The organism is Acinetobacter sedimenti (assembly GCF_022601685.1).
GTDB classification, from domain to species: domain Bacteria; phylum Pseudomonadota; class Gammaproteobacteria; order Pseudomonadales; family Moraxellaceae; genus Acinetobacter; species Acinetobacter sedimenti.
Genome location: NZ_JAKUML010000007.1, coordinates 71,709 through 95,486, shown reverse-complemented (window position 1 = coordinate 95,486; position 23,778 = coordinate 71,709). Strand labels below are relative to the sequence as shown.

Below are 23,778 nucleotides of genomic sequence, written 5' to 3'. Positions count from 1 at the left end.
ATTAGTGCTTTAAAATTGATGACTAAAATAATTCAAATGAGTTATGCACCTTGAATCATTTGCATAATCCAACGCCCACCTACAAACATCAACCCAATAAATGCAATGATAAATAAAATACCGAGAATATCTGGGATACGTAGCCAAATCCAACTCACCACAGGATTGCGCCAAAATACAGAAGTCTGTTGTTTCTTCTCCAAAGACTCATGTAGAAATGGATGCACCACGTGAATATCGCTATTGACCTGATATTCATCACGAATATGTTGATGCACGATGTCTAAAGCTTTACGACTTGGGCGAATAAAAATATCAAATAAAGTCCCAACGATCGGTACAAAACCAACAATCATATCGACGATTGCAAGCTGAACCACACCTCGTAATTTATGATTTGGTACACCGACTTGTTTAGCCTTTCGGAACGCATATAAAGTCAAAATAAAACCGACAATATCTCCTGCAAATGGCACAGTGCTTAACGCTGCATCTGCACCAACACCCTGCTTACTGAATGGAATACGTACCAAGCTGTCCATGGTATTGGCGAACTTTGCCAAATCACGCTCAACAGTGATGGCTTGCTGTCGCGTCAGCTTTTTTCCTGAGTTTTGAGGTTCAAGTTGCTGATTAAATTGTTGATTATTTTCAGTCACGAGGGTTCTCTAAAATTTTCTATCTATAACGCACGTTAGCCGAAAAACATATCTACTTTCAAGTAAAGTTATTTGAGTCAGTGGTCAAATCTCAATATTTGATATAACAAAAACTAATGTCGAATTCAACACAATTTAGAACATACGAATTTGTGAAATACACACATTTGAACTATAATCTGTGCATAAACAACATTTATCGTCATGCGTAGGTGATTTTATGACTGCTTTAGTGAAACAATCTGTAGAACAAAAAGTCGTCTTAGCCAAAGCCGTGCTCAATGCTGCCGATCAACTTGGGCTAAAACAATCTCAGCTTGCTGCCATTCTCGGGGTACATCGTACTGCGATTAGCCGTTTAAAAAGCAAACCTGAGCTTGAGCCAAGTACAAAGCAAGGCGAGTTAGCACTATTATTAATTCGTGTATCACGTGCCTTGTATGCGCTCACTAACGGCGATGAAGAATGGATGCGTCATTTCCTCAATTCACCGAATCGAGTCACTGGCGGTGTACCAATTGTGCAAATGGAAAGTATTCAAGGCTTGGTATCTGTGTTGAATTTCATTGATGGGCTTCGAGGCAAAATATGACCTCAGCATTAACTGGTCAAGACCCTGATCAATGGAAATCCATTGATTGGGAAAAGGTGATTCGACCGATTCACGGAACGCTGTATCGCCTCGTTGAAAGCCAAGAGCAAATCGCTACACGACAGTTGCTCGATACCTTAGAGGAACAAGCCCTTTTAGAAGAGATGCTCGATGCAGTCAAACCGCCCTATCCTGAAAATATGGCGCATCTGCATTATCTGCTAAAATCCCCTTTTCGTTATCCACCTTTAAAATGGGGCTCACGCTTTGGGCGGACTTTTGAGCCGAGTATTTTTTATGGTGGATGTAGTGTCGAAGTGACTTTGGTGGAGTCGGCGTATTATCGTTTTATTTTTTGGCACTCGATGCAAGCACCACCACCAAAACCAATCATGCGTTCGGTACACACTTTATTTTCGGTGGATTATAAAACGCAAAAAGGCGTGAAACTACAATCTGCGCCATTTCATCAATATTATGATGTACTTCGGCATCCATCGAATTACAGTTTTGCGCAGACTTTAGGCACGGTGATGCGTAGTCAACAAGTCGAAGTCTTTGAATATTGTTCTGCTCGCACAACTCAAAATCAAGAAAAAAGTCAGGATAAAAAACTCAACATTAGAAAAGGCATTTGTGTCGGGTTATTTACCGCCGATTCATTTTGTACCAATCAACCCAAAGAACGCCAACAATGGTTTTGTGATATGTCTGTGGATGAGATTATTTTTAAAGCGGTGGAGAGCTCAGAATTGATTCGGTTTCCATTGGATCAGTTTTTATTAGATGGCGTTTTGCCGATGCCTGCATAAAAAATGCTTTGGTCGAAACCAAAGCATTTTTGGATTATGATCTTCGATTGTATTTAACTTGCAAAAGAGCTGCTCGCCTTGCGAAATGAAAAAATGATACTTAATCATTTTTTCATTTCTCAGGTTTAAAACTATCTCGCAAATCCAAAATACGGTTAAACACAGGTTTTTCCGCTGTATGATCATAGCGATCTGCGACAAAATAGCCTTCACGTTCAAACTGGAAGCGATCTTCAGGACTCGCTTGTGCCAACGATGGCTCAATCACAGCTTGGACGATTTGCAATGAATCAGGATTCAGATTGTCTAAGAAATCTTCGCCTTCTTCAGGGTCTTCCGAGCTAAATAAACGATCATAAATACGTACTTCCGCAGGGACACCTTTTTCCGCAGACACCCAGTGAATCACGCCTTTGACTTTGCGTCCTTCAGGATTTTTACCCAAAGTATCGACATCAACTGAACATTTCAGTTCAATCACTTCGCCATTTGCATCTTGCACCACTTCATCACATTTGATCACATAAGCATGACGCAAACGTACTTCACCATCAGGAATTAAGCGTTTAAATCCTTTAGGTGGGACTTCTTCGAAATCTTTACGATCAATGTAAATCACATCGGTGAGTGGAATGTCACGTTCGCCCATATCGACATTTGGATGACGTTTTTGCGTTAAAATCATCGATTCAGGCAAATTTGTTAAAGTCACTTTCAGCGGATTGAGCACTGCCATAGCACGGGATGCGGTATTTTCCAGTGATTGACGAATGCAGAATTCAAGCATTGCGACATCGACGATACCATCTGTTTTTGATACGCCAACACGTTTACAAAAGTCACGCAAACCATCTGCGGTAAATCCACGACGACGCATACCCACCACCGTCGGCATACGTGGGTCATCCCATCCCTTTACAAAATTACCTTCGACTAAGCGACGCAATTTGCGCTTTGAGGTAATGGTATATGACACATTTAAACGAGAAGATTCATACTGACGTGGCACAGCTTCCGAATGGACTTTTTCAACAATCCAATCGTAAAACGGACGATGATCGACGAATTCAAGCGTACATAAAGAATGCGTCACGCCTTCGATCGCATCAGACAAAGGATGTGCATAGTCGTACATTGGATAGATTTTCCAATGTGCGCCAGTTTGATGATGTTCATTATCAAGTACACGGTAGAGAATTGGATCACGCAGATGCACATTCGGGCTTGTCATGTCGATCTTGGCACGGAGTACCGCTTTGCCCTCACCCATTACGTCATTTTTCATTTGTTCAAAACGACTGAGGTTTTCTTCAACCGTAGCATCACGATACGGTGAGTTTTTACCCACTTCGACGAAGCTACCACGATTCAGCTTGATTTCTTCTGGTGTTTGCAGATCAACATAGGCATCGCCTTGTTTGATCAATTTTACAGCCCAGAGATAAAGCTGATCAAAATAGCTCGATGCATAACGAGGCTGTCCGTCCCAATGAAAGCCCAACCATTCAATATCTGATTGAATGCCATCAACAAATTCTTGTTCTTCTGCATCTGGATTGGTGTCATCGAAACGTAGATTACATTTCCCACCAAATTCTTCGGCGATACTAAAGTTTAGGCAAATCGCTTTGACGTGACCGATGTGTAGATAACCATTTGGCTCAGGTGGAAAACGAGTCACCACGCAATCAGTGCGTCCTGCTTTGACATCATCTGTTACGATTTGACGGATAAAGTCCAAACCTGCTTGCTGTTGCTGTGCCTGTTGATCTGCTGCAAAATTTTGATTTGCGGAAGAAGTATTTGGCACATTTTGAACAAGATCATTTGAACTCATAGTCATACATCACTAAAATTGGTGGAAGAAATAAATTTTCATACAAATTTTCGACAAATTGATTAGAAATATCAATTTAAAACCGTGAAATTTTGTATTTTTTACTTGCTATGAAGTTTACAGTTTGCTTATCCTTCTCACAACCAAAAACACATGGCTTTTTTGAAAATCCATGATCAGGAGATGAATAAATGAGTTTTCCTCAAGTTGAACTTAACACCAACAAAGGTCGTATCGTACTTGAACTCAATACCGAGAAAGCACCAGTGACTGCTGAGAACTTTTTACAGTATGTACGTGAAGGCTTTTATGATGGTGTGATTTTCCACCGTGTCATTGATGGCTTTATGATTCAAGGTGGTGGTTTTGATGAAAACTTCAAAGAAAAATCGACGCGTGATTCGATCGAAAATGAAGCGGACAATGGTCTAAGCAATGACGAAGGTACGATTGCAATGGCACGTACCCAAGCACCACACTCTGCTTCTGCTCAATTCTTTATTAATGTAAAAAGCAACAGCTTCTTAAACCACACTGGCAAAACTGCACAAGGTTGGGGTTATGCAGTATTTGGTAAAGTGGTTGAAGGTCTAGACGTTGTCGCTGAGATCAAAAAAGTGCGCACTGGTAGCCGTGGCTATCATCAAGACGTACCACTTGAAAATGTGGTGATCGAATCTGCAAAAATTATTGCTGAATAAATAATCCCTCCTAACTCTAATATGAGATGACATATTAATCCCCACCCAATCTTCCCTCTTGCGGAACAGTGTTCCTCATGGAGGAGTTCCCTCCTTTTTAAGGGAGGGTTAGGGAGGGTTTCTATTTTTAATCATAAAGAGGCTTGGCTGAAATTATCATGCAACAATTATTCATTGCTGATCTGCACTTATCTGATGATCACCCTCGATTAATTCGAGGGTTTTTATCGTTATTAGCACATTATCAATCTGAATCGACCGAACTGTATATTCTCGGAGATTGGTTTAATGTCTGGCTTTCCGATCGTGATCCAAGCGATTGGCTATTACCAATGATCAAGCAGCTCCGTGAGTTTACTGCAACTGGAAATCAAGTCTATTTCCTCTGTGGCAATCGTGACTTTGTACTTGGGCAACGCTTCTTAGATCGTTTTGGTGGAAAATTACTGCAAGAACCATATATCTATCAATGGCAAGGCTTAACCGTCCGCCTCGAACATGGCGATGCACTCTGCACCGATGATGTGGAATATCAACGCTTTAAACGCATTATTCGCAATCCTATCTTACTTGGTTTTTTAAAACTTTTTCCATTTTATCTGAAACGTCGTCTTGCGGATTATGCCCGCCAAAAAAGCCAAAACCGCCAGCAGAATGCACATTACCAACCTGTCGATGTCAATCAAGCTGAAGTCGTTAAACAAATTCAAAATGTTGATTTATTGATACATGGTCACACCCATCGCCCTGCGATTCACAGTTTAGAAAATATCAAACAACGTATTGTGCTTGGCGATTGGCGAGAAGATACAGGCACAGCCAAGATTTTATTGTTAAAATCAGCGCAAGACTTTTCATTTTTTGATTGGCAGTTTGAATGAATATGGAAACTGATACAGGGCAAAACGCTTTGAATCTCACACCCGATTATACCGTTGATGCACGCAATCAGCCTTGCCCGATGCCTATTCTGATGCTCAAGCGATTATTGAAAACCATTGATAAAAATCTATCGTCTAGTGAAAATTCAAACTCAAAAATAATGATTTTAATCAAAGCGACTGATCCGAATAGCCAACAAGATTTGGCGCATTTTTGTCAGATACAACAATTGAAAATTGTCCAGCAAATGATCGTTGATGATGAATTTCACTATTATATTGAAAAATAACCCTTTTAAATTTTACAATGCACACCATATCGCATTAATTACTTACACATTTACACGTAATCCTACTTACATGTGCTTAAGGTTTAATTATTATATGGTTTTGGGAATTTCATCCCTATCAAGGAGCTTACATGGCCACTGACAGTAGCAACCAATTGATGCCCCTGTCATTGACTGCACCTGGTGTAAATCTCGGTGCGTATATTAGTACGGTCAATCAAATACCGATTCTCACTGCGGAGCAAGAAAAAGAACTTGCCGACCGTTATTATTATGATCAAGACCTTGATGCTGCCAAGCTATTGGTGATGTCGCATCTTCGTTTTGTGATTCATATTGCACGTAGCTATGCAGGCTATGGCTTGCCACAAGGCGACCTGATTCAAGAAGGCAATCTCGGCTTGATGAAAGCAGTCAAACGCTTTGACCCGACGATGGGCGTACGTTTAGTGTCGTTTGCTGTGCATTGGATTAAAGCGGAAATCCACGAATATGTGATCCGTAACTGGCGTATCGTCAAAGTCGCAACGACTAAAGCACAGCGTAAACTGTTCTTTAATCTGCGTAGTCTAAAAAAGTCTAGTAAAAAGCTCACACTTGCAGAAGCGCAAGCGATCGCCAATGATCTCAATGTGACGCCTGAGCAAGTACTGGAAATGGAAGGTCGTCTGACGGCTTATGATGCAGCATTCGAAGCGCAAAATGATGATGACGATGAAAGTCATTACACTGCGCCTGCATTGTATCTTGAGGACAATCGTTATGACCCTGCTCGTCTTGTCGAAGAAGAAGACTGGGAAGAGCAAAGTAACAATGCCCTACATGATGCGATGGAACAGCTCGATGACCGTTCACGCAGTATCTTGCAACGTCGTTGGTTGGATGATAATAAATCGACATTGCATGAGCTAGCAGCGGAATATAACGTATCTGCGGAGCGTATCCGTCAGCTTGAAAAAAATGCGATGGAAAAAATCAAAACCGCAATGTCTGCGGGGTAAATAAACGGTTTGCTAAAACTTTGCCCTATTCCTCAAACTTACAAATTTAGTTTGTCGCTTGGGGCAAAAATAATTTATTGAATTTTGAATTACTTGAATCACACAGTAATGTCAGTTCAAACATTAATTCGATCATAAAATCAGCTAACTCGTCAGTAGTCGTTTTTATCTTTTTTCGTCCAATTATCTTCCCACTCGAATCGACTTCATGAATATTGACTTCTTTTAAGTGATATGTACTTTTTTTCTGCTCGACAAGTTCCCTCAAAGATACTTTGTCCCAATCAATAACATCTGGTGTAAAACTAGACCTTGAAAATTTGATTTCAGTTTTACAAGCCTCATTTGTATAACTTTTAATCGCAAGTGTGTCGTATAGTGCAGAAATATACGTTTGCTCATTGCCCGCATTTAGATCTATTAGCTTATTCAAGCAATTCACAGCATCCTCTTTTGACTTACTGCATTGTTGCCTTTCATGTGGTTGCAAATGCTTAATTTCAGCAAATACTGTAGGGCTAAATAAAATTAACGTGGCACTGAGCAAAAGTCCTTTCATCGCTTATTCTCCAATAATTTACATGGCTAATTTATTTCTCAAATATAATATAAGTAAATGCAAAGTGGAATAAAGATTGATCTATAAATGCAATTCGTACATAGGCATATAAATAACAATCCTCTATACTACTCGCACTCATTTAAGCACTTTGCTTGGAACGACTATGTGGATTGGTATCGCTGCCCTTAACTTAGCCTTAGCCGTGATGCTCGGTGCGTTTGGTGCACATGGCTTGCAAAAGATCGCCAATGCACAACAGCTGACATGGTGGCATACGGCGACTGAGTACTTTTTCTACCATGCTCTGGGTTTGTTGCTCCTTGGCATCATGGCTAAAGTGCTCCCCTCATTTTCGATCAAAGCACCTTTTCTATTGATTCAGATCGGGATCATTTTTTTCTGTGGTTCGTTATACATCATGAGTTTGGGTATGCCACGTATTTTGGGTGCGATTACGCCGATTGGTGGATTATTGATGATTCTTGGCTGGTTGACATTGGCTTGGCAAGCTTTTAAACAGCATTAATTTGAGCATATTAATTTTAAAATTGAAGATTGATTTACCCATGAATATTTTTTTAAATGGCGAAGCGCAAAATATAGAATTCAGCACTTTATTTGAATTGGTGCAGTCATTACAACTTGATGGCAAACGCTTTGCTGTAGAAGTGAACGAACAGATCGTGCCAAAGAGCCGTTTGCTGGAAACCATGATCCAAAACAATGATAAGATTGAGATTATTCAAGCCGTAGGCGGAGGTTAAAGGCAATATTATGCAACACGACATAACGTACGGACATTCAAGTGATTCATCTTTTAAAATTGGACAACGTGAGTTTCATTCACGTCTATTGGTCGGCACAGGCAAATATAAAGATTTAACCGAAACAGGTTTAGCGATTGAAGCCAGTGGTGCTGAAATCGTCACTGTCGCAATCCGTCGTGTCAATATCGGACAAGATCCAAGCCAACCGAATCTACTGTCCGTGATTCCACCTGAGAAATACACCATTTTGCCCAATACCGCAGGCTGTTTTGATGCGCAAAGTGCCATTCGCACCTGTCAGCTTGCCCGTGAACTACTCGATGGACACAACTTAGTGAAATTGGAAGTCTTGGGCAATCAAGAAACTCTTTATCCCAATGTAGTTGAAACCATAAAAGCCGCTCAAGTGCTGATTGATGATGGCTTCGATGTCATGGTCTATACCTCAGACGACCCAATTGTGGCACAAGAGCTTGAAGCAATGGGCTGTGTTGCCATCATGCCTTTAGGCAGCTTGATTGGTTCAGGATTAGGGATTTTGAATCCCCATACATTGTCGATCATTATTGAAAATGCAAAAGTACCTGTCTTAGTCGATGCAGGTGTTGGTACAGCCAGTGATGCGGCAATAGCCATGGAGCTTGGCTGTGACGGCGTGCTGATGAATACCGCAATTGCTCAAGCACAGCAACCGATCTTGATGGCAAGTGCCATGAGAAAAGCTGTCGAAGCAGGACGTGAAGCATTTCTCGCTGGTCGTATGCCACGTAAACGCTTCGCCAATGCCAGCTCACCTGAAACAGGTTATTTCTTTAAATAATCACTCTGTGATCATTTAAAGCGATAATCTAAAAGGCAAAAATAAAAAACTGCGGTGTATTCCAGCGCAGTTTTTTGACATTACAATGTATATTTAAATTAATTCGGCAAACGAGGCTGAGCTTCCAAAACACTACGTTTCAAACGGCTATACACGGTTTCAAGGTTAAAATCCGACAAGTCTTTTTGGACTTTAAACATGATCGGTAACTTATCAATACCCGTTTCACCCTGATTAAAAGCTAAGAATACATTATCACCTTCAAGCGAAAATGATTTCTTATTCTCAACGATCGTTACACAATAGTTTTTATATTGCTTTGGAATATTCATCAGATCATGAAAAGCAGATTTTTTAATCACCATCATTTCATGATAAATCTCTTGATAGCGTTTTAAACTTTGATTTCGGCCAGAGAAGAATCCTGCCAAAGCACTTTTCTTATTTGGTGCACCTTGATTACGCTCAATCTCTTTGAGTTCGAGTTGCAATCCACGAAACCAACTCATTTTATTATCAAAACTTTCAAACAACAAATCTAATGGCTGTTTAGCAACATCACCAATCATTCTTAAATCATTGGCGCTGATATTGACAAACAAATCACTACGACGGCGCTCAAGCATTTTCATATAAGAAATAATCTTATAGCCGAATACTTGTACCTGTGTATTTAAGAATAAAAGTGGTTGCTGTTTAAACACATCAAAACTGTTAATCATGTCTTGGAACATATGCTTGATCGTGTGATACACATAATCATATTCATCTTGATGTGTAATAAAGCTATTCATCGCCTCTTTTAACGGTTTCAATATGATCGAATGGATCAGACTCTCAATATTCGACAGATGATTCCCTACGATCAGATCAATATTGCTATCTTTAAACTCGATCGGTTGGGTAAACATCGGCATGATTTGATTGTTAAACGCTGTTTGAGTATTTGCGACAAAATCGACCACAGATTGATTTAAGTTATATTCCACTGTCACCATATTTGAGATCAAGAATTTAAACTTCTTAATATCATTCATCTCATCAGAAGCAACCAAAGGCAATGCCAAGGCATAGATATAAACTTTCGGGCTATACTCAACAGTCTGCTCAAGCAAATAGCGACGAATTGAGAAATTATTCTCATCAAAGCTACGCCCAGGAGCAACGAGGAAATAATATTTACTGGTTTTTACCACAGAAAATTTACGAATGGTTGCTTCTTTACGAATAATATATTTGAAGTACATATTGTCTTCATTACTGATTTCATAGCTACTCATGCGCTTGAACCAATAATCTAAGAGCTCATGTTTGATATACACTTCTAAAATATAGACTTTGAGTTCTTCTTGCGTCATACCACGTGTATTTTTGGGAATCTCAAAATTTTTATCTTTAACCATTTCAGCGATTTGATACAAAAAGCTTTTCTTCACTTGATAAAGCTTATCGCCGAGACTGATATCATCTTCTGAGTCAATCGCATTAATTTGTCGAACAATATTTTCCACATATTCAGCAAAGAAGATTGCGTTGTTATTTTCTTCAATAAAGCCAAGCGATTCAATAATATGATCTAGAATATTTAATATCCTGACATCATCTTCCATGGTGTATTTCAGCTTATCTAAGCTGATCGCAGGTTTTGAATCAAAATGATTATTCTGAGCGGACCAAGTAATACTTTTGGTCTGTAAAATCTGACGATCTATCTCATCTTTGAGATGTTCATCATCAATTTTTGTAAAAATAGTTTCTAAACGAGTACGCCAGTCAACGTCCAAAAGAGGATCGATTTGCAATAAATCCATACGTAGCAAATACGGAATATACTGTGACATGACACCACCTCACACAAGATTAATTTTGTGTGATGATGTTATCATTATATTACATAAATTGTCTATTTTTCAGTTAATCTATGACTTCGTATTTTAGGGTCTGTTGGCATTTCACAGATGCTTGCGACAATGGATGCTTTTTAGGCGATACTAGCCAGGAATGAAGAAATTTAGTCATTCTAAATGATTCATTCATAACGACGTAGCGTCAAAAAGCATCCTTGTCCTGAAAGGTTATGGCTAAAATTGCCATAAACTTCGTTATGAAACTTGGCAAGGGAGTAACCATTCCCTACGTTTCATGCCTTGTTTATGTGATTTTAGCCTATAACGCAATGCATGGTTGAAATGTCAACAAACCCTACTCAACTTTAACTATAAAAAAACCATGTAAAATCAGTGATCTTACATGGCTTCTCATTGTTATTCGGCAATATTAGTTGGTATTTTCTAATACTTTTTTGAACAATGCTTTTTGTTCTGCACTTGGCTGAGCAGTTTGTAATGCCATCAATTGGCTCATATCGCCCTGCACTTTGATCTGTCCAGTCATGAACGCTTGCATTGCTGCATTCATATCGAACTCAAGGAATACTTTACGTAGTGTATCCGCATCCATGTTTAAAGTCGTTTTCGCACTGTCAGCAAGACCTTTTTGAATCTTACCGCCGTCCAAAGCAAGCTCAGTATTTGAACCATCTGCATTGCCAACAACTAAGTTAAGCGCAAGGCTTTGTAGTGCCGGTGGCAAGTTTAAATCTCCTGCTTCAGCAGTCAGTTGCTCTACAGTATTAAACCAATCTTCAGATAAAAAAGCAGGCATGTGTATTCCTCGTTTTTCCTTGTTGAATCACTTTTATCAATCCTGTAGATCGCCCACGATGTTTGCGTAAGTCGATACAAGTTGATCTGTCCGCACTTGTTATAACACGACAAGCACGGATTACCATAGCCAAATTATAACTTTGGATTCATTTTTTCGGTCAATTGATTACATTGTGTAGCAATTTTAGAAAATTTATATGGAATTTTCCAAACTACCTTTATCTTCATTAGTAATCAAAGAACTCAACCACACCTTTTTCCAATGAGTATTCAGCACCTACAATCACCAATTTTCCTTGTTGAGTGAGGTTTTCCAATACTGCCGAACCATGACGTAGCTGATTAACCGAAGCAAATACATTTGCTTTGACTGCATGTTGAGAGAGTTTATCTACGTCATTTTTTAAATCGGTTTGAAACAACATTTCCACCGCAGGTCGCACTCGATTGACGATCGACATCAGATTGCTAGAATGTGTCGTATTGGGATTCAATAAAGTATGAATGGTTGATTTGATGGCACCGCAATGACTATGCCCGAGCACAACAACTAATGGGCAACCAAAGCTTTCCGCTGCAAATTCAACACTACCAACTTGTGAAGGCGCAACAATATTGCCCGCAACTCGAATCACGAACAGATCACCAAGTCCTTGATCAAATACGATTTCCGCAGGAACACGTGAGTCTGAACAACCTAAAATAATAGCAAAAGGATGTTGCTCATCTGCAAGATCTGCACGTTGTTGATGGGATAGCTTTTTGTATTGAACTTTACCTTCAACGAAATTTTGATTGCCATCTTTTAAGCGTTGCAGGGCTTCTTGTGCACTGATCATTGCAAAAACTATCCTCACTCGATTTGTGTCTTATTTTAAAAGGCTAAGTGAAAGTTGTCATTGATTAAATTTGTTATTTTTCAAAAGACTTATTCGAGAAATAAATGCTCTTTTCAAATTGAGTGATTTAATAAAATTCTCTGTAATACTTCTTATATCATGGCTTTTTGATGATTCTGCCCAAGTATATTGAATTTTGGCAAATTACAAAACTGCTCATTTTCAATTATAGTGAATTGAATATTTTGCTAAGGAATAGCCTAATGATTTCGAAGATACGTCATAACAAACAATGCAATATTAAACGCACTAAAATTCAACTAGCTAACATTAAACCAGCTAACATTAGACTAGGCAATTTTAGAAATCGCCTCACCACAAAACCAATTCGTTCTACTCTATCTATTTTTATGCTCAGTACCTTAATGTGTTTTGGTACTGCTTTGAGCACGGTACATGCCAAATCCAATGATCAAATCAATACCACATTTAGCTCAATTCTTGAACAAGAGCGCACTTGGGCAGGACTAAAAAGTCAGAAAAAACAAGTGGCTGAAATTGAATGGCATTATAGTGAAGGCGGTGATGCGAGCAAACCCACGGTTCTTTTGATTCATGGACTATCTGGCACACGTGACAATTGGAATCGTGTTGTACACTATTTGACGCCGTACTACCACGTCATCATTCCAGACTTGCCATTTCATGGTGACACCAAAGTTCCAAAAGATTTTGATTCTTCTGTACCCAATCTCACTGAAAAATTAAAACGCTTCACCGAAGCATTAGGTATTAATGATTCCATTCACGTTGCAGGACATTCTCTCGGTGGCGCAATTGCTTATCTTTATAGTGCGCAGTACTCTCACAAGATTGATAGCTTATTGTTGATGAATGCAGCAGGTGTCTATAAAACAGCGAATACAGTTTATCTTAAAGATCCTACGCAACTAAAATCTCTCATTGTTGATCAATCGGGTGACTTTGATCAGTTGTTAAAGCTTGCGATGGCAAACCCTCCATTTATTCCTAAAGAAATTTTGAAGGAACAAGAAGCTTTAATGATCAAAAACTCATCACAAACGCAACATGTGATTGATCAAATTGTCATGATTCAAAAAGCTTTTACACCTGACAGCTTTGTGATGGCAGGTCGTATTATTGATTCACCTGTATTAATTCTTTGGGGGGATCAAGATCGCATCGTCAATAAAGAGGTCGCTCAAGAATTACAATCCTTACTTAAAAATGCCGAAAAACCAATTATCTATAAAGATGTTGGACATATGCCACTTCTTGAGCTTGATCAAGTAGTTGCACAGGATTATCTCAAGTTTTTAAATAAAGTTCAGCTTGCAAAGAAAAAGCAAAACACGCAAACTGCACCTTAAACCGAATTCGAAAAAGCTCATTTTAGATGGGCTTTTCTTTTAGTCTTTTCTTCTTGTACTTTTCCTTACAGTGCCAACTTTTTCAGTGAGCGTTTGAGAATATATGTCTACGATCAATCCCAAAGCCCAAGCCTTACTCGATGCACAAATCAAATTTATTGAAGTACAACTAGGTCAAAAACAAACGATTATTGATGAGTTTATGGGATTTTTTGAATGGCTCACCCAGCAAAAAGTTGGCGATCTTTGGCGACATCCGCAAGTGTATGCGCTGTTACAACAGCAGATTCTCAATACCAAAGCTTCAACAAGTCTTATCACATTGATTGAACAGCATATCGCCCTCGCCCTTGATCATCCTGACAATGTAAGTACAAAAATTGAAGCGGTACTCGACGTCAATACCATTGATGAAATCGCACAATATATCGCATCAAAAACGGAGCATCGCAAAACACTCATTAAACAACTGGTGAATAATTCAGCCTATGTCGAGCTGATGACCAATATTGTGCAACAAAGTATCAAAGACTTTATGGACAATGCCATGCTGACTAAAAAAGTCCCGGGCATGGGTTCTTTGATGAAAGTTGGAAAATCTGTATTGGAGCGTGCTTCTGACAACTCACTCGATGACAATCTACGTAATTATCTACATAAGAATTTCCCAAAAATTAGTAGCTTGAGCGAACGATTAATCAACCAATATCTCGATGATGATAAGGTTTATCACCTACAAGCAAAATTTTGGCATAGCATCAAAGTTGCGCCTTTAAGTGCTGTAAAAAACTATATTTTGATTGAAGATTTACCACATACTGTCGGACTCGGACATAAAATCTGGGATCACCTTCGCCAAACAGAATACTTACAAGAACAGGTTTCTGCGGGTGTTGCACACTGGATTGACATCCATCAGAACGATACATTTGCCAAAGTGCTTGCCGACATCAATGTTGATCAGGATTTACTGCGTTCAGAGCTTGCGGATTTGTGCTTACCGATTATTGAAAAGTTGGTGAATGATGGATATTTATCCGATCGTATTCGTTTTTATCTGATGCAATTTTATGCGTCTGATGAAGTGAATGCTATTTTGCATGATTAAACCGTACACAATACGTTAAGACCAAAGCACTGCTTTGGTCTTATTCAAGTCATTCTAAATATTCATCATTTAAGCCAAAGCTTTTTCGATATCCGCCTCTAGGCTTTCAGGCTTAGTAGTCGGTGCATAACGCCCAAGGATTTGACCATCACGACCAATGAGAAACTTGGTAAAATTCCATTTAATATTGCGATTAATAAAGCCTTTGGTTTCACGTGTGAGATAACGGAAGATCGCATGTGATTCAGGCCCTTTCACATCAACCTTTGCAAACATTGGAAAGCTTACGCCATAATTACGCTGACAGAACTCGCCAATTTCTTCATTACTACCCGGATCCTGTCCACCAAATTGATTGCAGGGAAAGCCAAGTACCACTAAACCTTGATCTTTATACTTTTCATAGACATTTTCTAAACCGTGAAATTGCGGTGTAAATCCACATTTACTCGCTGTATTGACGATCAAAATTACTTTACCTTCATATTCAGATAGGCTTTGCGTCCCACCCTCTAAGAGCTCCGCTTCAAATTGATAAATATGACTCATGGATAATTGTCCTCATCGACATTTTGTTGTGTTTGTAATTTTAAAGACGCAGAGTTGATGCAGTAGCGCAAACCTGTAGGTTGTGGTCCATCTTCAAAGACATGCCCAAGATGTGCATCACAATTATGGCAAGTCAACTCCGTACGTGTCATACCATGACTTTGATCATTATGTTCTTCGATATTACTTTGATCGATCGGACGATAAAAACTTGGCCAACCAGAACCTGAATCATATTTGGTTTCTGAAGAGAATAATGGCGTACCGCAGCAACGGCATTTGTACACGCCATCTGCTTTGCTATTCCAGTATTGTCCTGTAAATGCAGGTTCCGTACCTTTCTGACGAGTGATGCGAAACTCTTCTGGACTCAACTCACGTTGCCACTCGCGGTCTGTTTTATTGACTTTTCCCATTGTCCGCTCCTTTCATTCTTGTGTTGAAAATGTCATGATTGCACATCTTATATTTACGCTACTGAAATAAAAATTGCTAGTGTAAATATATGAAAATGAGTAAAACTTTTAACGATGTTTTGCTTTCGCCTTACATTCATTCATTGGAAATTACTGGAAAAGGTCATGTCCACTCAAAGTCGTTATACACGGGAAATTAAAAAATCAGCTAAATTGGAGCATGTTTGCTACGATATTCGCGGACCTGTGTTACGAGCCGCCAATGAGATGGAGGAACAAGGTCACCGTATTATCAAGTTGAATATTGGCAATCCTGCGCCATTTGGTTTTGAAGCACCGCAAGAGATCATCAATGATGTGGCGCTCAATCTACCGAATGCGATTGGCTATTCTGATTCAAAAGGAATCTTCCCTGCACGTAAAGCCGTGTGTCAGTATTATCAGCAAAAAGGCATTTTAGATTTACACGTCAACGATGTGTATATCGGTAATGGTGTGTCTGAGCTCATCGTGATGTCGATGCAAGGTTTGCTCAATGATGGCGATGAAATGCTCATCCCAATGCCTGATTATCCACTATGGACCGCTGCGGTGAATCTATCAGGCGGCACAGCGATTCATTACAAATGTGATGAAGAAAATAGTTGGTATCCTGATATTGCCGATATGGAATCGAAAATCACAGCCAATACACGTGGTATTGTGATTATTAATCCAAACAACCCAACAGGTTCAGTCTATCCACGTCATATCTTAGAACAGATCGTGGCATTGGCACGTAAGCACGATTTGATTTTGTTTGCTGATGAAATCTACGACAAGATCATCTATGACGGTATTGAGCATGTATCGGTTGCATCAATCGCTAAAGATTTGCTGTGCATTTCATTTAATGGTTTATCAAAGTCTTATCGTATTGCAGGTTTCCGTGCGGGTTGGATGGCAATCTCTGGTGATAAATCTAAAGCAAAAGATTTTATCGAAGGCTTAGACATGCTTGCTTCAATGCGTTTGTGTGCCAATGTCCAAGCGCAATATGCGATTCAAACTGCGCTCGGTGGTTATCAGTCGATTAATGACTTGATCCGTCCAGGCGGTCGCTTGTACGAACAGCGCAATATTGCATGGGAAATGCTCAATGAAATCCCAGGTGTAAGCTGTGTTAAGCCTGAAGGTGCAATGTACTGTTTCCCGAAACTTGATCCGAATATTTATCCAATCGAAGATGATGAGGAACTCATGCTTAACCTTCTTCGTGCAGAGAAAGTATTATTGGTACAAGGCACAGGATTTAACTGGCCGACACCTGATCACTTCCGTGTGGTGTTCTTACCTGCGCCGACTGAGTTACGTGAAGCGGTCAGTCGTATTGGTCGATTCTTTGCGGCATTAAGAGCTTAGATTTGACGCTGAAATAAAAAAACTGAAACAAAAAATAGAGGCATAATTCAAAATTAATGCCTCTATTTTTATGGATTTTAAATGTACAGCTTATTGAAAATGCTCTAACAATACTTGTTGTGAAATATAAACCTCTTCACCTTCTTTCGGTGAAATACTTAGCCATTGACCATCAGGCTGAAGCTCCCAAGCTTGTTGATTGTCTTTGAGATAATTCTCTAAACCTTGCTCAATGATACGTTTACGAAGTACAGGGTCTTCAACTGGGAAACATGCCTCGACACGGCTAAATAGATTCCGATCCATCCAGTCCGCACTTGAACAGTACACTCGTGGATTCCCATCATTTTCAAAATAATACACACGAGTATGTTCTAAGAAACGTCCAACGATCGAACGCACATGAATATTTTCTGATAAACCTCTGAGCTGTGGACGAAGACAGCAAATCGAGCGTACGATCAAATCAATCTTCACGCCTGCTTGTGACGCTTCATACAATTTATCAATCAATTGCTGTTCTGTAATCGCATTCACTTTGACGATGATACGTGCTTTTTTACCTGCAATAGCATTGGCAATTTCATGGTCAATAAAGTTCATCAGTTGCTGATGTAGGGTAAATGGTGCATGTAACAGTTTTTTCAACTTCACTGTTTTGCCCATACCTGTCAGCTCTTGGAATACACGATGCACATCTTCCGAAAGCTCTTTATTGGTGGTCAACAAACCATAATCAGTATAAATCCGTGCATTCCCTGCATGATAGTTACCTGTACCAAGATGGACATAACGCATTAGTTGATTGTCTTCACGACGGACAATTAAGATCATTTTGGCATGAGTTTTATAGCCAACAATACCATACACCACCACTGCCCCAGCTTCTTGTAAAATATTCGCTACGGCAATATTGGACTCTTCATCAAAACGTGCACGTAGCTCAATGACAGCGGTGACTTCTTTGCCATTACGAGCAGCTTCAGCAAGCACTTGTACGATTTCAGAGTTTGGACCGCTACGATACAAAGTCTGTTTGATCGCTAACACTTTTGGATCACGAGCTGCTTCACGAAGTAAGTTGATTACTGGTGCAAAAGATTCATAGGGATGATGGAGCAAAATGTCTTGCTTTTTCATCGCTGAAAAAATACTTTCAGACTTTTTCAGTATCTTCGGAATCACTGGCGTGTGCGCACTGTAACGCAAGTGTGGGCGTTTAAAATTTGAGATCAAACGAGTTAAGTTGACCGGTCCATTGACCTTATACAAATCAGATTCTTCTAGATGAAATTCTTCGAGTAAATATTCATAAATATGTTGTGGGCAGTTTTCAGTGACTTCTAGACGTACAGCACGACCAAAGCGACGTGAGCTGAGCTCACCTTTTAAGGCAATCGCCAAATCTTCAACATCTTCATTGAGTGCCAAATCCGCATTACGCGTCACACGGAACTGATAGCATCCTGTCGCAGTCATCCCTGGGAAAAGATCAGACACATGCTCATGAATAATTGCGGACAACATCACATGATGCTCATGCCCACCAGTTAGCTCATCAGGTAAACGTACCACACGAGGTAACGAACGAGGCGCAGGCACAACCGCAAGCTCGATCTGACGACCAAAAGCATCCTTACCCTCTAATGTAACGATAAAGTTTAGACTTTTATTCACTAACCGAGGAAATGGGTGCGCAGGATCAAGGCTAATCGGCGTTAATACAGGTGCAACCTGCTCTTGGAAATATTTCTTTAACCACACTAACTGTTCATCGGTCAGCTCATCACGCTTGAGAAAACAAATATTTTCTTCACGCAGTTTTGGTAAAATTTCCTCATTCAATATACGATATTGACGATCAATCGCAGCATGAGCAGTTTCGGAAATACGATCAAGCACTTCACGAGGCGTAAGCCCATCTGGGCTATGGCTTTCATTACCTAAGTAGAGTTGCTCAAGTACACCTGCGACACGGATTTCAAAAAACTCATCCATATTACTCGAGAAGATCAACAGAAAAGTTAATCGATCAAGTAGCGGATGCGCAGGATTGACTGCTTGCTCAAGAACCCGCAGATGGAAGTCTAAAATTGAAAGTTCACGATTGATATAACGATCATGAAAGGTATAGTTATTGGTCGCTTCTGTTGATGGATTCGATGCTACTTGGTTCATTGAAAGACTGCCTTAAATTTATCAATGAGAGTGTTTTCTTTATTATGCGACAGAATTATGACAATTCGGTAAAAATCGTAGAAATATTTAACTATTTGGATCAATAGAGATGTTTTATCTACGTGAAATGATGCAAAACATTAAAATTTAGGGCTCGTAATAAAAACTAATAAATCCTGCGGCGATACCACCAATAAAGCAATAAACCAGAAAATCATGTGAATATTGAATCAAGTAAAAGAATAGTGCCAATACACATGCTGTTAACAATGCACACATTACAGGCGCAGCTCTTTCCTCAGCATGATTTAATTTTCGATGTGCATACACAATATTTGGCTTTCTGATCACATAGTATTTGCTAAAAATAGGTAATCTTCGAATGACCACAGGCATAAAAATGATGCCAAAAATACAACATAGCATCAGAATGACAATATTTATTTCTGAATCCTTTAAGTAAAAAAGATAAGCAAAGACACTACACAACAAAATATCCAATATAAGATAAATCAGATAGTTCTTTACTCTAAACATAATTATTCAATTTGAATTTATAAAGATGAATTAATTCGGCAAGTGACTATATTGCATATAGCGTAAAATCATTCGCTTACGTGCCTTAAATTTGCCATCAGGATCATGATCTTGGTAATAGCGTGGATTTGGAAGCATTGATGCAAGATGCGCCGCTTGATCTTTGGTTAAGCTTTTAGCACTTTTTCCATAATAATGTTGCGTTGCTGCTTCGATACCGTAAATCCCTTCACCAAATTCAACCGAATTCACATAGACTTCCAAAATACGCGCTTTCGACCACATACGCTCCATCATCCATGTTGCAACGGCTTCTTGACCTTTGCGTACATAAGAGCGTTGATTAAATAAAAATAAATTCTTCGCAAGTTGCTGAGAGATTGTCGATCCACCCGCAACGACTTCATCCTTTTTCTCATTTTTCTTCAGTGCATCCTCAATGCCTTCCCAATCAAAACCATGATGATCAAGGAAACGACCGTCTTCTGCGGTGATCACGGCCCGTTTGAAGTTATCGCTAATATCTTCGCTATCTTTCCATTCATGCACGACCTTGGCATTCGGTGTCGTGAGATAGTAGGTGCGCATAAACATGGTTGATTCCACTGGGAAAAAACGCCAATACGCCAAACTGGTGAAAATCCAAATTTGTACCAACAGCACCGCACAAACAAAAAACAGTAATAAACGAAGAATAAATTTTTTCATATCAATCTAAATCTAGCACTTCAAAGTGAATCAATTATCAAAAAATAAGCCCACACATTTTGCAGGCTCAAACATTCTAACCAAAATTCATGACATAAAAACAGCCATTTGGCAAATTTAGGCACACATGGCTGTCTAGTTCTCATTTTTACAGATTTAAAATTTAGAAAATAATCTCTAAAATCATGTCTAAAATCACTATCAGAAATCATCGTCAATAATTTTAGTGCGGAAACTTATCCTTCGCTTGATCAGTCAAACTAATCTGACCTGTCGCAATGTGATAATACATCCGCCAATCTGATACGAAGCTATATAGCGGTTGCTTAAATGACGCAGGCTTATTTTTTTCAAAAACAAAATGACCTACCCAAGCGCAAGCATATCCCGCAAAAAAACCTAAAGCGACATAACGCTTCTGACGTGTTTTAATCGCTTTACAAAACGCTAAAAGACCTAAACTACTACCGAGAAAATGTAAACGGCGACAATTCAGGTCATGATGTTCTGTGAGATAAAAACGATAAAACTGCTGATAATCTTTGATCGGCATTTGTAGTTTTTCAGTATGCTCAGGTGCTTGGTATGCACTGAAATCCTGTTTCATATTCATCTGATTTTCTCCTTAAAATCCGTACTCAATCACACTGCAAACATCAAATTAGCGTTTACCCATTGAACGACGTGTACCACGTGGCGGCATCCATGTCCGATCCGCATATTGTTCAGGTTTCGGACGCACATGGCTATGTGTATCTTGCGCATCGAGTGCTTGTTGGTCATCGCTTTGCGATGGCATTGGGAATGGCAGTTTGATTGCTACTTTCTTCTTCATCACTATAACACCTGTAATGATTTAGCTCATGGATATTATGCTAACAACTACGCTAACATAGTTTGATTAGAAATAAAAAGGACTAAACATGATCAATGTTCAGTCCTTTGGGTCAAAATGAAAATATTTTTAGAAGTTTATTTCGGCAATCTTTCCATTTTTAAAAGCAGTCTGCTTATTTAGCAGCAGCTTGAGCAGCAGCAACTTCTTCTGCAAAGCTCATTTCAGCTTTTTTCTCAATCCCTTCGCCTACTTCGAAACGAACGAATTGTGCAACAGTCGTACCAGTCGCTTTCAATACATCAGCAACTTTCTTGTCGTTGTCGATCACATACATTTGACGATCAAGAGATACTTCGTTCAAGTATTTTTCTACTGAACCAGAAACCATTTTTTCAATGATGTTTGCAGGTTTGCCAGACTCTTGAGCCTTCGCTTCTGCAATTTCTTTCTCTTTTGCAACAAGGTCAGCAGGAACGTCTTCAGCAGATACTGCAACTGGGTTGAATGCAGCAACGTGCATCGCCAAGCCTTTACCTGTGTCCGCATCACCTGTGTAAGATACTACTACACCGATTTTCAAACCGTGCTTGTATACAGCCAAGTTGTCGCCTTCAACGATTTTTGCACGACGTACTTGGATGTTTTCACCGATTTTTTGAACCAAAGCGATACGTGTTTCTTCAACAGTTGTACCATCTTCAAGTTTAAGTTCTGCGATTTTAGCAGCATCAGTTTCGCCAGCAGCAAGTGCAGCATTTGCAACTTTATTTGAGAAGTTACTGAAGTTTTCGTCTTTAGCAACGAAATCAGTTTGGCAGTTTACTTCTAAAAGAAGTGCTTTATTGCCTTCTTGTACGATCGTGATCGCACCGTCAGCAGCAATGTTGCCTGCTTTTTTAGCAGCTTTTGCTTGACCAGATTTACGAAGGTTATCAATCGCTAGCTCGATGTCGCCACTCGCTTCTTCCAATGCTTTTTTGCATTCCATCATTGCTAGACCAGTACGGTCACGTAATTCTTTTACCATGCTTGCAGTAATTGCAGTCATGTCATTCTCCTAATTCGGATGATTGATTTAAAACAAAATCTTTTAATAAAAAGCGATTAGTAAAAAACGACTTCAGGAGTCGTTTCTTTTGTGCGCTTAGTCTGTCTTGTTTGCATGTCACTATAATGAAAAATTTAAGTTACAACATTAAAATGACATCACAACGGCAAAAAGCCTTTTAGACTAAGCGCAAAAGCAATTACGCTTCTTGAGATGCGTCTTCTGCAGCCGCTTCATTTTTAGCTTGTGCATTTGACTGAGTTTGAGCGTACTCTTTACCCGCCAAGATTGCATTCGCCATTGCAGAAGCATACAAAGTTACTGCACGGATCGCATCGTCGTTACCAGGAATGATGTAATCAACGCCATCTGGATTAGAGTTTGTATCAACGATACCGATTACAGGAATACCCAAGTTGTTCGCTTCTTTGATTGCGATCGCTTCGTGGTCAACGTCGATTACAAAAATCGCATCAGGCAAACCGCCCATGTTCTTTACGCCACCAAGTGAACGCTCAAGCTTGTCCATTTCACGAGTACGCTCTAGCGCTTCACGCTTAGTCAATTTCGCAAAAGTACCATCTTCAGATTGAGTTTGAAGATCTTTCAAGCGGTTGATTGATTGACGTAAAGTTTTCCAGTTCGTCAACATACCACCTAACCAACGGTGATCAACGTATGGTTGACCTGCGCGTTGAGCTTGTTCGCGGATGATGTTAGACGCTGCACGCTTTGTACCAACGAAAAGAACTTTATTCTTTTTGCTAGCAAGACCGTTCACCATATTCAACGCATCGTTCAATGCTGGAACAGTTTTATCAAGATTGATAATGTGAATTTTGTTGCGTGCACCAAAAATGTAATTACGCATTTTTGGATTCCAAAAACGTGTTTGGTGACCGAAGTGCGCACCAGCTTGAAGAAGGTCACGCATACTTACGTTATAATCTGCCATTTTCTTTACCTTAAAGTTTGGGTTAGGCCTCCATATGTCCGCATTCTCCACCTTGTTCAATCTTGATGTTTTAGATTGGAATTTATCCTTCTAAGACATTGATTTAATTAAAGCACCCAGAGTAATGTGTCGACATATGTGCGGATTTTTAATTCATCATTTTAACAATAAATAAGATTTGCCTGAGATTTAAATCAAAACAAAATGTTTTGTCCTAAAAAC

General features: G+C 39.5%; 26 protein-coding genes. 12 read left to right on the top strand and 14 right to left on the bottom strand.

From position 1 onward, the window contains the following. Positions 1 to 41 precede the first annotated feature (41 nt). Positions 42 to 659: a DUF4112 domain-containing protein gene (locus tag MKI79_RS05900; RefSeq protein ID WP_241571125.1), complete on the bottom strand. Its 618-nt coding sequence runs from the start codon at positions 657 to 659 to the stop codon at positions 42 to 44. A gap of 220 nt (positions 660 to 879) precedes the next feature. Here MKI79_RS05900 and MKI79_RS05895 point away from each other — a divergent pair, with 220 nt between their 5' ends. Together MKI79_RS05895 and MKI79_RS05890 are read left to right on the top strand one after the other, a co-directional pair. Continuing rightward, entirely contained in the window at positions 880 to 1,251 is a 372-nt protein-coding gene (locus MKI79_RS05895; protein ID WP_241571124.1) for an XRE family transcriptional regulator, read from the top strand. Continuing rightward, on the top strand, positions 1,248 to 2,063 hold the full coding sequence (locus tag MKI79_RS05890) for an RES family NAD+ phosphorylase (RefSeq protein ID WP_241571123.1): 816 nt from the start codon (positions 1,248 to 1,250) through the stop codon (positions 2,061 to 2,063). Before MKI79_RS05895 ends, MKI79_RS05890 begins: the two co-directional genes overlap by 4 nt. A gap of 112 nt (positions 2,064 to 2,175) precedes the next feature. Here MKI79_RS05890 and MKI79_RS05885 read toward each other — a convergent pair whose 3' ends face one another. Then, on the bottom strand, positions 2,176 to 3,900 hold the full coding sequence (locus MKI79_RS05885) for a glutamine--tRNA ligase/YqeY domain fusion protein (RefSeq protein ID WP_241571122.1): 1,725 nt from the start codon (positions 3,898 to 3,900) through the stop codon (positions 2,176 to 2,178). A 191-nt stretch (positions 3,901 to 4,091) separates the two neighbouring features. Here MKI79_RS05885 and MKI79_RS05880 point away from each other — a divergent pair, with 191 nt between their 5' ends. The 4 genes from MKI79_RS05880 to rpoH all read left to right on the top strand — a co-directional run bounded on the left by MKI79_RS05880 (position 4,092) and on the right by rpoH (position 6,773). After that, entirely contained in the window at positions 4,092 to 4,601 is a 510-nt protein-coding gene (locus MKI79_RS05880) for a peptidylprolyl isomerase (protein WP_241571121.1), read from the top strand. A gap of 158 nt (positions 4,602 to 4,759) precedes the next feature. Beyond that, the gene (locus tag MKI79_RS05875; protein ID WP_241571120.1) at positions 4,760 to 5,482 is read left to right on the top strand and encodes a UDP-2,3-diacylglucosamine diphosphatase; all 723 of its coding nucleotides are present in this window, start codon (positions 4,760 to 4,762) and stop codon (positions 5,480 to 5,482) included. Further along, entirely contained in the window at positions 5,479 to 5,772 is a 294-nt protein-coding gene (locus MKI79_RS05870; RefSeq protein ID WP_241571119.1) for a sulfurtransferase TusA family protein, read from the top strand. Before MKI79_RS05875 ends, MKI79_RS05870 begins: the two co-directional genes overlap by 4 nt. 131 nt (positions 5,773 to 5,903) lie before the next feature. Next, on the top strand, positions 5,904 to 6,773 hold the full coding sequence (rpoH, locus tag MKI79_RS05865; RefSeq protein ID WP_241571118.1) for an RNA polymerase sigma factor RpoH: 870 nt from the start codon (positions 5,904 to 5,906) through the stop codon (positions 6,771 to 6,773). Positions 6,774 to 6,819: 46 nt separating this feature from the next. On the opposite strand, the gene MKI79_RS05860 is transcribed toward rpoH, so the two are convergent. Further along, positions 6,820 to 7,332, bottom strand: coding sequence for a hypothetical protein (locus MKI79_RS05860; RefSeq protein ID WP_241571117.1), 513 nt, complete (start codon positions 7,330 to 7,332; stop codon positions 6,820 to 6,822). Positions 7,333 to 7,498: 166 nt separating this feature from the next. Between MKI79_RS05860 and MKI79_RS05855 the strand changes: the two genes are divergently transcribed. From MKI79_RS05855 to MKI79_RS05845, 3 genes are read left to right on the top strand one after another with little or no spacing between them, the layout of a single operon-like run. Next, positions 7,499 to 7,861, top strand: coding sequence for a DUF423 domain-containing protein (locus MKI79_RS05855; protein WP_241571116.1), 363 nt, complete (start codon positions 7,499 to 7,501; stop codon positions 7,859 to 7,861). A gap of 40 nt (positions 7,862 to 7,901) precedes the next feature. Beyond that, positions 7,902 to 8,099 carry a sulfur carrier protein ThiS gene (gene thiS, locus MKI79_RS05850; protein ID WP_241571115.1) on the top strand — a complete coding sequence of 66 codons (198 nt, stop codon included), beginning with the start codon at positions 7,902 to 7,904 and terminating at the stop codon, positions 8,097 to 8,099. A 10-nt stretch (positions 8,100 to 8,109) separates the two neighbouring features. Next, positions 8,110 to 8,922, top strand: coding sequence for a thiazole synthase (locus MKI79_RS05845; RefSeq protein ID WP_241571114.1), 813 nt, complete (start codon positions 8,110 to 8,112; stop codon positions 8,920 to 8,922). A 98-nt stretch (positions 8,923 to 9,020) separates the two neighbouring features. Here the strand turns inward: MKI79_RS05845 and MKI79_RS05840 are convergent, their stop codons facing one another. From MKI79_RS05840 to MKI79_RS05830, 3 genes are all read right to left on the bottom strand, one after another. Next, the gene (locus MKI79_RS05840) at positions 9,021 to 10,763 is read right to left on the bottom strand and encodes a hypothetical protein (protein WP_241571113.1); all 1,743 of its coding nucleotides are present in this window, start codon (positions 10,761 to 10,763) and stop codon (positions 9,021 to 9,023) included. A gap of 436 nt (positions 10,764 to 11,199) precedes the next feature. Then, positions 11,200 to 11,586, bottom strand: a complete 387-nt coding sequence (locus tag MKI79_RS05835; protein ID WP_241571112.1) for an SCP2 sterol-binding domain-containing protein — start codon at positions 11,584 to 11,586, stop codon at positions 11,200 to 11,202. Between the two features lie 229 nt (positions 11,587 to 11,815). Continuing rightward, complete coding sequence (locus MKI79_RS05830) at positions 11,816 to 12,427, bottom strand: carbonic anhydrase (RefSeq protein WP_241571111.1); 612 nt, start codon at positions 12,425 to 12,427, stop codon at positions 11,816 to 11,818. Between the two features lie 410 nt (positions 12,428 to 12,837). Here MKI79_RS05830 and MKI79_RS05825 point away from each other — a divergent pair, with 410 nt between their 5' ends. After that, a complete protein-coding gene (locus tag MKI79_RS05825; protein ID WP_241571110.1) occupies positions 12,838 to 13,818 on the top strand; it encodes an alpha/beta fold hydrolase in 981 nt (326 codons plus the stop codon). A gap of 103 nt (positions 13,819 to 13,921) precedes the next feature. Beyond that, positions 13,922 to 14,926 (top strand): hypothetical protein, encoded by a 1,005-nt coding sequence (locus MKI79_RS05820; protein ID WP_241571109.1) that lies wholly within the window; start codon positions 13,922 to 13,924, stop codon positions 14,924 to 14,926. A 69-nt stretch (positions 14,927 to 14,995) separates the two neighbouring features. Here the strand turns inward: MKI79_RS05820 and MKI79_RS05815 are convergent, their stop codons facing one another. After that, positions 14,996 to 15,475, bottom strand: a complete 480-nt coding sequence (locus MKI79_RS05815) for a glutathione peroxidase (protein WP_241571108.1) — start codon at positions 15,473 to 15,475, stop codon at positions 14,996 to 14,998. Beyond that, on the bottom strand, positions 15,472 to 15,891 hold the full coding sequence (gene msrB, locus MKI79_RS05810) for a peptide-methionine (R)-S-oxide reductase MsrB (RefSeq protein WP_241571107.1): 420 nt from the start codon (positions 15,889 to 15,891) through the stop codon (positions 15,472 to 15,474). The genes MKI79_RS05815 and msrB overlap by 4 nt, the downstream gene beginning before the upstream one ends. Before the next feature lie 165 nt (positions 15,892 to 16,056). Here msrB and MKI79_RS05805 point away from each other — a divergent pair, with 165 nt between their 5' ends. Beyond that, on the top strand, positions 16,057 to 17,292 hold the full coding sequence (locus MKI79_RS05805) for a pyridoxal phosphate-dependent aminotransferase (protein WP_241571106.1): 1,236 nt from the start codon (positions 16,057 to 16,059) through the stop codon (positions 17,290 to 17,292). Positions 17,293 to 17,382: 90 nt separating this feature from the next. On the opposite strand, the gene ppk1 is transcribed toward MKI79_RS05805, so the two are convergent. From ppk1 to rpsB, 6 genes are all read right to left on the bottom strand, one after another. Continuing rightward, entirely contained in the window at positions 17,383 to 19,470 is a 2,088-nt protein-coding gene (ppk1, locus tag MKI79_RS05800; RefSeq protein WP_241571105.1) for a polyphosphate kinase 1, read from the bottom strand. A 567-nt stretch (positions 19,471 to 20,037) separates the two neighbouring features. After that, positions 20,038 to 20,715: a monofunctional biosynthetic peptidoglycan transglycosylase gene (mtgA, locus tag MKI79_RS05795; protein ID WP_241571104.1), complete on the bottom strand. Its 678-nt coding sequence runs from the start codon at positions 20,713 to 20,715 to the stop codon at positions 20,038 to 20,040. A gap of 223 nt (positions 20,716 to 20,938) precedes the next feature. Beyond that, a complete protein-coding gene (locus tag MKI79_RS05790) occupies positions 20,939 to 21,328 on the bottom strand; it encodes an Mpo1-like protein (RefSeq protein ID WP_407651567.1) in 390 nt (129 codons plus the stop codon). A 48-nt stretch (positions 21,329 to 21,376) separates the two neighbouring features. Further along, complete coding sequence (locus tag MKI79_RS05785; protein ID WP_241571103.1) at positions 21,377 to 21,550, bottom strand: hypothetical protein; 174 nt, start codon at positions 21,548 to 21,550, stop codon at positions 21,377 to 21,379. Positions 21,551 to 21,725: 175 nt separating this feature from the next. After that, positions 21,726 to 22,601: a translation elongation factor Ts gene (gene tsf, locus MKI79_RS05780; protein WP_241571102.1), complete on the bottom strand. Its 876-nt coding sequence runs from the start codon at positions 22,599 to 22,601 to the stop codon at positions 21,726 to 21,728. Between the two features lie 199 nt (positions 22,602 to 22,800). After that, positions 22,801 to 23,556, bottom strand: a complete 756-nt coding sequence (rpsB, locus tag MKI79_RS05775; RefSeq protein WP_241571101.1) for a 30S ribosomal protein S2 — start codon at positions 23,554 to 23,556, stop codon at positions 22,801 to 22,803. Positions 23,557 to 23,778: the final 222 nt, after the last annotated feature.